Source organism: Streptomyces sp. NPDC102462 (assembly GCF_044765425.1).
Lineage (GTDB): Bacteria > Actinomycetota > Actinomycetes > Streptomycetales > Streptomycetaceae > Streptomyces.
The window spans coordinates 1-10,735 of record NZ_JBIWKB010000116.1; the positions used below are offsets into that span (position 1 = coordinate 1).

The 10,735-nt window shown below is 69.1% G+C and carries 11 protein-coding genes; 8 read left to right on the plus strand and 3 right to left on the minus strand.

Features of this window, described 5'->3' with window-relative positions:
• Positions 1 to 185: 185 nt before the first annotated feature.
• Positions 186 to 488 carry a hypothetical protein gene (locus ACIRFL_RS42850; RefSeq protein WP_404040915.1) on the minus strand — a complete coding sequence of 101 codons (303 nt, stop codon included), beginning with the start codon at positions 486 to 488 and terminating at the stop codon, positions 186 to 188.
• A 5-nt stretch (positions 489 to 493) separates the two neighbouring features.
• Complete coding sequence (locus ACIRFL_RS42855) at positions 494 to 1,222, minus strand: NmrA family NAD(P)-binding protein (RefSeq protein ID WP_404040918.1); 729 nt, start codon at positions 1,220 to 1,222, stop codon at positions 494 to 496.
• 363 nt (positions 1,223 to 1,585) lie between these two features.
• Between ACIRFL_RS42855 and ACIRFL_RS42860 the strand changes: the two genes are divergently transcribed.
• From ACIRFL_RS42860 to lipB, 5 genes are all read left to right on the plus strand, one after another.
• On the plus strand, positions 1,586 to 1,819 hold the full coding sequence (locus ACIRFL_RS42860; protein WP_404040921.1) for a hypothetical protein: 234 nt from the start codon (positions 1,586 to 1,588) through the stop codon (positions 1,817 to 1,819).
• Between the two features lie 374 nt (positions 1,820 to 2,193).
• On the plus strand, positions 2,194 to 2,895 hold the full coding sequence (locus tag ACIRFL_RS42865; protein ID WP_404040924.1) for an SDR family oxidoreductase: 702 nt from the start codon (positions 2,194 to 2,196) through the stop codon (positions 2,893 to 2,895).
• A gap of 30 nt (positions 2,896 to 2,925) precedes the next feature.
• Positions 2,926 to 3,960: an alpha/beta fold hydrolase gene (locus ACIRFL_RS42870; protein ID WP_404040927.1), complete on the plus strand. Its 1,035-nt coding sequence runs from the start codon at positions 2,926 to 2,928 to the stop codon at positions 3,958 to 3,960.
• 121 nt (positions 3,961 to 4,081) lie between these two features.
• Positions 4,082 to 5,056, plus strand: coding sequence for an NmrA family NAD(P)-binding protein (locus ACIRFL_RS42875; protein WP_404040930.1), 975 nt, complete (start codon positions 4,082 to 4,084; stop codon positions 5,054 to 5,056).
• Between the two features lie 28 nt (positions 5,057 to 5,084).
• Positions 5,085 to 5,789: a lipoyl(octanoyl) transferase LipB gene (lipB, locus tag ACIRFL_RS42880; protein WP_404040933.1), complete on the plus strand. Its 705-nt coding sequence runs from the start codon at positions 5,085 to 5,087 to the stop codon at positions 5,787 to 5,789.
• Positions 5,790 to 6,079: 290 nt separating this feature from the next.
• Here the strand turns inward: lipB and ACIRFL_RS42885 are convergent, their stop codons facing one another.
• Complete coding sequence (locus ACIRFL_RS42885; RefSeq protein ID WP_404040936.1) at positions 6,080 to 6,928, minus strand: LysR family transcriptional regulator; 849 nt, start codon at positions 6,926 to 6,928, stop codon at positions 6,080 to 6,082.
• Positions 6,929 to 7,184: 256 nt separating this feature from the next.
• On the opposite strand from ACIRFL_RS42885, the gene ACIRFL_RS42890 reads away from it, so the two are divergent.
• The 3 genes from ACIRFL_RS42890 to ACIRFL_RS42900 all read left to right on the plus strand — a co-directional run bounded on the left by ACIRFL_RS42890 (position 7,185) and on the right by ACIRFL_RS42900 (position 10,628).
• Positions 7,185 to 8,288: a YbfB/YjiJ family MFS transporter gene (locus ACIRFL_RS42890; protein ID WP_404040944.1), complete on the plus strand. Its 1,104-nt coding sequence runs from the start codon at positions 7,185 to 7,187 to the stop codon at positions 8,286 to 8,288.
• Positions 8,289 to 8,662: 374 nt separating this feature from the next.
• Positions 8,663 to 9,958 carry a 4-carboxymuconolactone decarboxylase gene (gene pcaC, locus ACIRFL_RS42895; RefSeq protein ID WP_404040938.1) on the plus strand — a complete coding sequence of 432 codons (1,296 nt, stop codon included), beginning with the start codon at positions 8,663 to 8,665 and terminating at the stop codon, positions 9,956 to 9,958.
• Between the two features lie 34 nt (positions 9,959 to 9,992).
• Complete coding sequence (locus tag ACIRFL_RS42900) at positions 9,993 to 10,628, plus strand: MBL fold metallo-hydrolase (RefSeq protein ID WP_404040941.1); 636 nt, start codon at positions 9,993 to 9,995, stop codon at positions 10,626 to 10,628.
• Positions 10,629 to 10,735 lie beyond the last annotated feature (107 nt).

Here is a 10,735-nt window from a genome sequence, read left to right on the forward strand (position 1 = left end):
CCGCAGTTCTGCCATCTGTTCAGAGGAGAGATCCATACCTGACTCAACGATCACAGAAGCCTCAGGTTCCATGAACAGGATCACGAGACACTAGGGCGCCCCGGATGGGGTCATGTGCATCGCGGGTGACCTCAGTGTTTGGGTTGTTTCAGCGGGAGGCCTCGGTATGCCTGGAACCGGCCCGTTTACAACTTGCCCTTCCTCATGTCCGCGCTGCTCTTGAGTACCGCAGAGTCGATGCTCAAGTTCTCCGGCTGGCCCCTCTCCCAGAGACTTCCCTTACCGAGGTCTCGTCCCATCTGGTCTTCTCGGCGGAACCACTCCTCAGCGCTTCGGATCCTGTTGGGGTGAATTTCATCGAGCAGAGCGTAATCCCTGGTGACGATTCCGTGCTTCCACACATTCCAGAAGCCCGTGAAATTGTCCCTGAAGCTCATGGTGGCCTTGTCGTTGGGATCGGCGTTGTATCCGGCGGGGAGATCGGCCACCTCCTTCAGTGGACCGCTCCAATATGTGTCCAGATCGGTGTCGATGTACCGTGCCGGATGCCCGGTGACCTTCTCGAATGCCGCAGCCATATCTGCATAGGCCACGTGCTCGATGGCGACTTCGAGGTCCATGCCGTTCGCCCGCTCTGGATGGTCGAAGGCCAGCGAACGTAGAACCCGCAATCTTCGAGATCCACGTGGGGAATGGCTCCCTTGCCGAGAGGGACTCGCCATGTGACGACACCGTCCTCCACGGAGGGTGTCATGGGCGTGAGCGGTGAGATCACCATGTCCATATAGGGACCTGAAGTGAAGACGGCCGCCCCCATCCTGTCCCCGTTCTTTTGGTTTTGGAACAGTACCCATTCGGCCATGCGACCTTTGCCGTCATAGTGGCCGGTGCGGAACCTGGAGTCGTAGCCGGACTTCTTGAGTACGTAGTCGAGATTCCCATAGACGAAGAATTTGATTCCTTCTTCAATCGCGATCTCATAACTGCGGATGGCCCAGTAGGTCTCGGTCTTCTCGCCGGTGTTGAATCCGTCGATGTTCATGAATACCCCGTCGCAGCTGCGAAATCCTTCCCGCAGTACGTCTTCGTCGGCAAATGACCCTTCGAGGGTGGAGACGTTGCCGAGCGCGAGGAGAGCCTGGGCCCGGGGGGAGGTGGAATCGCGGGTGAGGAGTCGGACGGAGTACTTCTTGTCGGCGACAAGAGCGCGGACGATGGGCATCCCCTGAGCCCCTGTGCCACCGATGACAAAGATGGTGGAGGTGGTGTGAGAGGACATCATTTTTGACCCCAGAGGTTGAGCACGCAGCTATCGGTATCAGCAGGCGATGCGCGCGGCATATCCGAAACTGATCGCTGCATCAGCTTGACGATCGACGGCACCGGCTGGCGTCGGCGGTGGCGTAGACCTTGGCGGCTCCACGCTCACAGGAAGCCCCACCAGCAACGTCCCCCTGTCACGACGGCGACTAACGTCTTTGGTGCCGGCCAAGCACACGGAAACCGATCGGTTTCCGCTTGCCTCTCCTGCGGAGGCGGCCTGGCCGTCCTCCCCGGCGGCCTGCTGATGGGTGGGCTGGGCTTGATGATGACCCCGCTGATGACGGTGTCGCTGAGCACGCTGCCGGACCACCTGTACTCCCACGGCAGTGCGATCCTCTCGACGTTGCAGCAGGTCGCGGGCGCGTTCGGCACGGCGGTCTTCGTCACCGTCGCCTCGCTCGGCTCGGAGGGTCCCTTCGGTGCGCCCGACGCGGGGGGCCTGAGCACGGCGTTCATCGATCGTGGCCGCGGCCGATCGCGTGCCCTCCGCCGCTGAACCCACCGACGGAGGCGAGGCCGTGAAGGGTGCCGCCGAAGCCGACGGCGGACAGCACGACCGACAGCATGTCGAGGGGCGCCTTGCGGGTCCCGCTGTCGAGCCGCATCCATGGCGCCCCGATCGCCAGGGCGGCCGTCCGACGGCGGGGGCGACCGCGATGACGATCGTTGTCGTGCCCATCGTCGCGTCGCGCCGCTCCGGCCTCTTTCGGGGACAGGACCGCATGGGCTCTCGCCGCCGGCCTGGGAAACGGCTGCTTCGCAGGGCGTGACGGCCGTCCGAGCAGCCGTCGCGCGACCTTGCTTGCACGAAGAAACCGATCGGTTTACCGTGGGTGAAACCGATCGGTTTCCCAGCTCATGGAGGTAGTCATGACAGCAATCGAAGGCGCCACCGTCCTTGTCACCGGAGGCGGCCGGGGCATCGGCAAGATGCTGGTCGAGGAGCTCTACGGGCATGGTGCCGGCAAGGTCTACGCCACGGCCCGTGACCCCCGCACGGTGACGCACCCCGACGCCGTTCCGCTGGCTCTCGAGGTCACCGACCCCGCATCGGTGACAGCCGCCGCCGAGCGGGCCCAGGACGTCACCATCCTGATCAACAACGCCGGCGCCTCGGTACGCGCCTCGTACCTCGACTCCCCGTTGGAGGACGTGCGCCGGGACCTGGAGACCAACTTCTACGGTCCGCTGCTGGTCACCCGGGCCTTCGTGCCGATCATCGAGCGCAACGGCGGGGGCCACATCCTCAACGTCCACTCCGCCCTGTCCTGGCTGGCCGACGGCACGCCCTACAGCGCCTCCAAGGCCGCCCTGTGGTCGCAGACCAACTCCCTGCGTCTGGAGCTGCAGCCGCGCGGCATCGCGGTGACCGGGCTCCATGTGGCCTACGTGGACACCGCCATGGCGTCGAGCGTCGACGCACCCAAGGCCGACCCCCGCGACGTGGCCGTGGCCGCCCTCGACGGAATCGAGACGGGAGCGCACGAGGTACTGGCCGACGACACGACCCGCTGGATCAAGTCACAGCTGTCCGCAGACCTGGCCGCCCTGTACCCGCAGTTGAGCAAGTAGTAGGCACCCATCGACTTCAAGGTCATGCTCATGGAAAGTTCGCTCACCCACCGCTTCGTCGACGTGAACGGAGTCAGACTGCACATCGCCGAGCAGGGGCAGGGGCCGCTGGTCCTGCTGCTGCACGGCTGGCCGGAGAGCTGGTACTCCTGGCGTCACCAGTTCGGGGCGCTGGCAGCGGCCGGGTACCGGGTCGTGGCGCCGGACCAGCGCGGCTACGCCCGCAGCGAGCAGCCGCCGGACGTCACCTCGTACACCCTGCTCCACCTCGTCGGCGACGTCGTCGCCCTGATCGAGGAACTCGGCGAGGAACACGCCGTAGTCGTGGGACACGACTGGGGCGCACCCGTCGCCTGGACCGCGGCGATGCTGCGCCCCGACAAGGTCCGTGCGGTGGCCGGGCTCAGTGTTCCGCCGATCCTGCCCGGCGGGATGGTCCCGCCCTCCATCACCCGCACCCAGTACGGCGAGGGCTTCTACCAGATCTACTTCCAGCAGCCGGGTGTCGCCGACGCCGAGTTCGCCAAGGACATACCGGAATCCTTCCGCCGTCTCCTGGTCGGTGCCTCGGGCGACAACCCGCTCGGCAGGGAGCCCCGCCCGTTGGTCGTGCCCGACGGTCTGGGTCTCCTGGACACCATGCCGGCCTCGCCCGACCTCCCGGCCTGGCTGACCGAGGAGGACATCCAGGCGTACGCCGAGGACTTCGCCCTGCACGGCGAGCAGGCGTTCACCGGAGCCTTCAACTGGTACCGGAACATCGAGCGCAACAACGAACTGCTCGCCGCGTTCCGGGGGCGCGGGATCGACGTCCCCGCGCTGTACGTGGTGGGAGACCGCGACATGGTCACCTCACTGCGCTACCCGGACGGGGGCCCCTCGCTGGGCGAGATCTTCCGGGGTGAGGGCGGCTCGGGCAACCCGCTGACCGCACTCGCGCCTCAACTGCACGACGTGGTGGTGCTCAAGGGGTGTGGGCACTGGACGCAGCAGGAGCGTCCCGCGGAGACCAACGCCGCGCTCCTGGGTTTCCTCGCCCGCATCGACGGCCCCGCGCCCCGATGACACTGCGCAGAGTCCGCCTGCCCGGCACGGTTCGGCAGGAGCAGGACCCAAGACGGTCGCCGGCCACATCCCCCGGCCTTTCCGTACAGCTGACCCACCCAACCAGACAGAGGAATCATCGATGTCGGAGCGCCATCCCATCCTGATCACCGGAGCCGCCGGCCATATCGGCGGTGTGAGCCGAACGATCGTCGGCATGCTGCTTGAACAAGGCCACCCGGTACGCGCGTTCGTACGGCAGGACGACGAACGTGCGCAGGCGCTCCGCGAGACCGGGGCCGAGGTCTTCGTCGGAGACCTGCTCACCGTCGCCGACGTGACAGCCGCGCTGAAGGGCGTCCGGCGCACCTACTTCAGCATGAGCCTGTCGCCGTACTACAGCGACGCCGTCAGCCTGATGGCCGCAGCCGCGCGGGCCCAGGGTGACATCGAGGTCTTCGTCAACATGTCCGAGTACGAGCAGTCGTTCATGACGTTCGAGAAGATGACCGCGCCGGACGAGGAACGCCGCGCATGGCTCGGCGGGCTCGTCGCCGACTGGTCGCCGCAGCAGCGGGCCCACTGGATCGCCGAGCGGGTGCTGGAGTGGTCCGGCCTTCCGGCCGTCAACGTACGGGCGGCCATGTTCGTCGAGAATCCCCTGATGACCTGGCTGGCACTGGGTCCGCTGAGCAACGGCGAACTGCGCCTGCCCTTCGGCCACCACCGGCTCGCGCCCATCGCGGGGCACGACGTGGCGGAGGCGTGCGCGAAGATCCTGGCCGACCCGGCGCCGCACATCTCGAACTCCTACGAACTCAACGGTCCGGAGCTGAAGGACATGCACGGCTTCGCGGAGGACTTCGCAGCCGTGCTGGGACGCCAGGTCACCTACGTCCCCGACGACGTCGAAACCTGGAACGAGACCTACGTGGACCCTGCCCTGGCCGAGTTCCCGCACACCGCGGAGCACATGAAGACCCTCACCCGGCTGATCGGCGGCGGTGGGTACCGCGGCTTCACCGACCAGCTGGAAACCCTGCTCGGGCGCCCGCCGAAGAGCGTGCGGTGGGCGCTGGAGAACCATCCGCGCATTCAGAAACTGGCGGCAGCCTGAGCCGCCGAGCGGTCGAGGAACCGTGGTCATGAGTGAGGAGACGAGCCGTGAGGCTGCCGGAATCCGCGGAGGAACGACCTTCACACCGGCGTTGGAACGTGTGGACCTGGGAGAAGTACCCTACGCGGCGGCGCAGACGGACATGGTCCGCTGGGTTGAGGAGCGCAAACAGGGGCTCGCGGCGAACCGGCTGTTCCTGCTGACGCACCCCGCGGTGATCACCTACACCGCCCGGACGCCGAACGACCAACTGCCCGACGCCGCCTCCCCCATCGACCTGGTGCAGACAGACCGCGGCGGACATGCCACCTACCACGGTCCCGGCCAGCTCATCGGCTACCTCGTGCTCAACGTGCGTGAGCTCGGTCCCCGTGGACTGATCCGCCGTGTCGAGCAGGCGCTGATCGACGCACTGGACACCCTCGGTTTCCCAGCGATCCGCCGCGAGACGCCGCCGGGGGAGGAGAGCCTGGTGGGCGTGTGGGCCCCCGATCACCGCAAACTCGCCTCGATCGGCATGCGCATCAGCGGAAGCGTCTCCAGCCACGGCTTCGCCCTCAACATCGACCCCGACCTGAACGTCTACACCACCTTCACCGCCTGCGCGCTGCCCGGCGTACGGATGACCTCCCTGGCCGAACTCGCCGCCGAACGCGGCCTGCCGACCCCCACCCTTGCCGAGGTGCGAGACACGGTCGCACGAGCAGTCACTGCACACCTGACACCAGGTTAGAAAACCGAAAGGGCGCTCGCGGGCCTGACCCGAGCAACACCCGTCCGACACTTCCCTGCCCCGGCCGGCCGAGCCGCTGGACGCGTCCTGGCTGCGTGAGCCATGTCTCGACGCGGGTGGGGACGACGTGTGAACCGGGAGACATGTTTCAGGAGCGCGGCCTGGTCAGGCAGCTCCGGGCGTACTGGTTCAGGGCCCGTTCCCGTCCGGGCGTGGTCGAGGCGGATGCCGAACGGGCGTCCAACAACGCTCGTGGTCAGTACACCCGCCGACGCTCCGGGTCGACACACCTAGGGCGCGGTCTGAACGGCGGCGTCCAGGAAACGGTGGATCAGCGCGTGCTGGGCATCGGTCAGGTAGACCAGGCTGACCGGGCTCGGCGGCGCCCCGGTCAGCGGCACGAAACGCAGGGCCGGGTGCCGGCTGCGGCGCTGCGCGACCTCGGGGACGATGCCGATGCCTCGATCGGCGGCCACCGACTCCAGCCACTCGTCGTAGTTGGCCGTCTCGATGATCTGGTCCGGGCGCTGGTCGGCCGGCCACGACCAGGGTCCGGTGGTGCCGCTGACCGTGTTCACCACCAGCGGCCAGTGCCGCACATCCGACCAGTCCAGACGGCCGAGGCGGGCCAGTGCGCAGTGCTCGGAGCACACGGCGATGCGCGGCTCGTCGCCCAGGCGCACGACGCGCGCCCCCTTGGGTACGTCGACATCCCCGCGGACGAGGGCGACGTCGACCGCGTGCTGCCGCAGTGCCTGGAGAGGGGCGTCGGTCCGGGCCAGGGCGACGGACGCGCCCGTGCTCTCCTCGAACCGGCTGACGGTGTGCTGCGCCCAGGGGTCGGGCAGCAGCCAGCTGAAGCCGAGCCGCAGGGTGACACGGTGGCTCACCACCGCAAGGGCCTCGTCCAGCGCCGCGAGCACCCGCTCGGCATGCACCAGGAACTCCGCGCCGGTATCGGTCAGTTCGACGTGCCGCGAGGAACGCTCCAGCAGCCGCACGTTGAGCTTGCCCTCCAGTTGCGCGATGGTACGGCTCAGCGCCGGCTGCGTGATCAAAAGCTCCTCGGCGGCCCGCGAGAACGAGCGAAGCCGGGCCACACAGGTAAAGGCCCGCAGGTGACGCAGCTCGACATCCATATCCCCGGCGTCCCCTCTCACTCATCCATGCCTGTGGCGCATAGCAGCAGCGTAACCGGCATTTCACAGCCGTATGCGCACTGCCTAGCGTCGAAGGCGTTCCCGTGAACGCCGCCAGGAAGGTGCCCCAGCCGTGAAGCCGCCAGCAGCCGCGCAGTCACCGACAAGCCGCAAGGCATCGGAGCCACTGCCCGACCCGAGAACGCCGTCGCCGTGGTGGATCGTCGCTCAGACGGCGGCCGCCCTCGCCGCGGCCATGGGAGTCGGCCGGTTCGTCTACACCCCGATCCTTCCTCTCATGCACGAGCAGGCCGGACTCTCCACCGCGCTCGGGGCGAACCTGGCCACCGCGAATTTCATCGGTTACCTCGCCGGAGCCCTGGCCGGCACCGCCGCCCCCGCCCTCGTACGGTCCGCCCCGGCGCTGCGGGGCTCGCTCGTCGTGCTGGTGGCGACGCTGGCGCTGATGCCCCTCACGCACGACGGCACCGCCTGGTTCGTCCTGCGTCTGGTGGCCGGTGCCGCCAGCGCCCTGGTCTTCGTGATCGCCGTCAGCGCGATGCTCGCGCGCCTGCAAGCCCACGCCCACCACCTGGTCGGCTGGGCCTTCGGCGGGGTGGGTGCCGGGATCGCCCTGTCCGGCCTGCTGGTCGTCGCCGTACAGGCCGCCTCCGCCTGGCAGGCCGCCTGGTGGACCTGCGCAGCGCTCGCCGCCCTCCTCACCGCGCTCGCCTGGCCGCTCGCCCCGCAGTCCGACGACACCGCCGCCGTGGCCACCACCCGGGCCGAACGGCCCCGTACCCGCTGCTGGTTCCTCGCCCTGCTCGTCAGCTACACCTTCGAGGGAATCGGCTACATCATCGCCGGTACCTTCCTGGTCGCCGCCATCCAACAGGGCGTGGGCGGCCGGCTCGGCGGCGGAGCCTGGATCGTGGTCGGCGTCGCCGCGCTGCCCTCCTGCGCCCTGTGGACCCGCCTCGCCCACCGCTGGTCCCGGCCGGCTCTCCTGCTCGCCTCGCTGGGTATCCAGGCCGTCGGTATCGCCCTGCCCGCCCTGCTCGGCGGCGCCGCGCCCGCGCTCGTCTCCGCCGTCCTGTTCGGCGCCACCTTCATGGGGGTGAGCACCATCGCCCTGTCCATCGGCAGCCACCTTCAAGTGCCGCGCGCCGTGGCCCTGTTGACCGTCGGATACGGCATCGGCCAGATCCTCGGCCCGCTGCTCGCCGCGCCACTGCTCCACCATGGCTACCAGCAGGCGCTCCTGCTCGGCAGCGCGATGGTCGCCGTCGCCGCGGCCGCGTCCGCCGCGGTCTGCGTTCGCTTCCCGCACCGCCTCAGCCCCCTGCCCTCCACCGCCTGAGACAAGGCGTTGACGGGAGCGGCCCGCTGTCCGACCTCGGAGCAGACCTGCCCCTCCTCGCAGCCCCGATGGCCGGCGGGCCGAGCACCCCATGGCGGCGGGCGAAGGGTACGAGGGCGGCGGGTACGTGCTCATGGACGAAAACGGCTTCGAAGGGGCCGTCTGTACGATGCTCGGGCGTCGTGCCTGACGTACCTGGCCGGCAACGGTGTGCCGCATCACCTGCTCGCCAAGTGCGCCGGGCACACGTACGTGTAGACAACCAAGAAGCGATACGTGAAGCCGGACGTGGCGGACCTGCTTCCAGCAGCGGAGGCATGGGGAGGCCTGGCGGGGGGAGTGTGAAAGATCGTGACAGATAAAGGTGTGATCCCGTGAGCGAAAGCAAGATTGAAACCCTCCAGTACCGCTTTGACGGGCCGGAAGACGCACCTGTCCTGATCCTGGGCCCCTCCCTCGGCACCACCTGGCACATGTGGGACCGCCAGGTTCCGGAACTGGTCCGGCAGTGGCGGGTCTTCCGGTTCGACCTGCCGGGGCACGGCGGCGCGCCCGCCCACCCGGCGGACTCCGTCGCCGAACTGTCCGCCCGGCTGCTCGCCACGCTCGACGCGCTCGGCGTGCAGCGCTTCGGCTACGCGGGGTGCGCGCTCGGCGGCGCGGTCGGTGTGGAACTGGCCCTGCGTCACCCGGAACGGCTCGCCTCGCTCGCACTGGTCGCGACCTCCCCCCGGTTCGGCACCGCCGACGAGTTCCGGCAGCGCGGGGTGATCGTGCGGACCAACGGGCTCGACCCGATCGCCCGTACCTCGCCGGAGCGCTGGTTCACCGGCGGTTTCGCCGCCGCGCAGCCCGCGATCACCGAGTGGGCCGTGCAGATGGTCCGCACCACCGACCCGGGCTGCTACATCGCCGCCTGCGAGGCGCTGGCCGGCTTCGACGTCCGTCCCGAACTGGGGCGCGTCGGCGTGCCCACCCTGGTGCTGGTCGGCTCGGAGGACCAGGTCACCGGCCCGGCCGAGGCGCGCACCCTGGTCGCCGGGATACCGGACGCCCGTCTCGCGGTCGTCCCCGGCGCCTCCCACCTCGTGCCCGTCGAGCAGCCCGCGGCCGTCACCGACCTGCTGGTGCGGCACTTCTCCAGCGCCTGGCAGCCGGCGTTCGACTCGACGACCGGCCAGATGGCCATCGTGGCGGCACCCGCGAAGCCGGTCATCGCCGCCCCGCCGCAGGCCGCGCCCATCGCCGAGATCGCCCCGCCCGTGACGGCCCCGCAGCCGCCGGGACGGCCCGACACCTACGAGACGGGCCTCAAGATCCGCCGCGAGGTCCTGGGCGACGCCCACGTCGACCGGGCGCTGGCCCAGTCCGACGACTTCTCCGGTGACTTCCAGGAGTTCGTCACCCGCTACGCGTGGGGCGAGATCTGGGACCGGCCCGGACTCGACCGCCGCACACGCAGCTGTGTCACGCTCACCGCGCTGGTCGCCGGCGGTCACCTGGAGGAGCTGGCCTTCCACACCAGGGCGGCGCTGCGCAACGGCCTCACCCCCGACGAGATCAAGGAAGTGCTGCTCCAGGCGGCCGTGTACTGCGGTGTGCCGGCCGCGAACAGCGCGTTCCGGGTGGCCCAGCAGGTCGTGCGGGAGGAGACCACACCCGCGGAGTGAGCACACGGCTTCGGCGCGAAGGAGGATGGTTCCCATGAAGCTCACGAAGAAGTCCCACTCCTGCGTCCGTCTTGAGCAGGACGGGCGGACGCTCGTCCTCGACCCCGGCGGCTTCAGCGAGCCCGACGCCGCCGTCGGCGCGGACGCGATCCTGATCACGCACGAGCACCCGGACCACTTCGACGAGGGACGGCTGCGGGCCGCCATGGAGGCGAACCCGGCGGCGCGGATCTGGACCCTGAAGTCGGTCGCCGACCAGATCGCCGCCGCCTTCCCGGGCCGGGTCCACACCGTCGGCCACGGCGACACGTTCACCGCGGCGGGCTTCGACGTCCAGGTCCACGGCGAGCTGCACGCGGTGATCCACCCGGACATCCCGCGGATCACCAACGTCGGCTATCTGATCGACGGCGGCCGGCTCTTCCACCCCGGAGACGCGCTCACCGTGCCCGACCCGCCCGTCGAGACGCTGATGCTCCCGGTGATGGCCCCCTGGAACAAGATCTCCGAGGTCATCGACTACGTCCGCGAGGTCGCGCCGCAACGCGCCTACGACATCCACGACGCCCTGCTCACCGATCTCGCCCGGCCGGTCTACGACCGGCAGATCGGCGCCCTGGGCGGCGCCGACCACCTGCGGCTCGCACCGGGATCCAGCGCCGAGGTCTGAGCGCGGTCCGGCGCTGATGCTCCTATTGCCTGTCAAGCGGCTTGGAGCCAGTCGCGGTAGGCGTGGGCGAGGTCGTCGTCTCGGCGGATGCCGCGTTCGAGGGTGGA

Coding starts and splice junctions, on each gene's coding strand:
- ACIRFL_RS42855 (WP_404040918.1), bottom strand. CDS start 1,222: ATGCCCATCGTCCGCGCTCTTGTCGCCGACAAGAAGTACTCCGTCCGA.
- lipB (WP_404040933.1), top strand. CDS start 5,085: ATGAGTGAGGAGACGAGCCGTGAGGCTGCCGGAATCCGCGGAGGAACG.
- ACIRFL_RS42875 (WP_404040930.1), top strand. CDS start 4,082: ATGTCGGAGCGCCATCCCATCCTGATCACCGGAGCCGCCGGCCATATC.
- ACIRFL_RS42890 (WP_404040944.1), top strand. CDS start 7,185: ATGGGAGTCGGCCGGTTCGTCTACACCCCGATCCTTCCTCTCATGCAC.
- ACIRFL_RS42900 (WP_404040941.1), top strand. CDS start 9,993: ATGAAGCTCACGAAGAAGTCCCACTCCTGCGTCCGTCTTGAGCAGGAC.
- ACIRFL_RS42860 (WP_404040921.1), top strand. CDS start 1,586: ATGATGACCCCGCTGATGACGGTGTCGCTGAGCACGCTGCCGGACCAC.
- ACIRFL_RS42865 (WP_404040924.1), top strand. CDS start 2,194: ATGACAGCAATCGAAGGCGCCACCGTCCTTGTCACCGGAGGCGGCCGG.
- ACIRFL_RS42885 (WP_404040936.1), bottom strand. CDS start 6,928: ATGGATGTCGAGCTGCGTCACCTGCGGGCCTTTACCTGTGTGGCCCGG.
- ACIRFL_RS42870 (WP_404040927.1), top strand. CDS start 2,926: ATGGAAAGTTCGCTCACCCACCGCTTCGTCGACGTGAACGGAGTCAGA.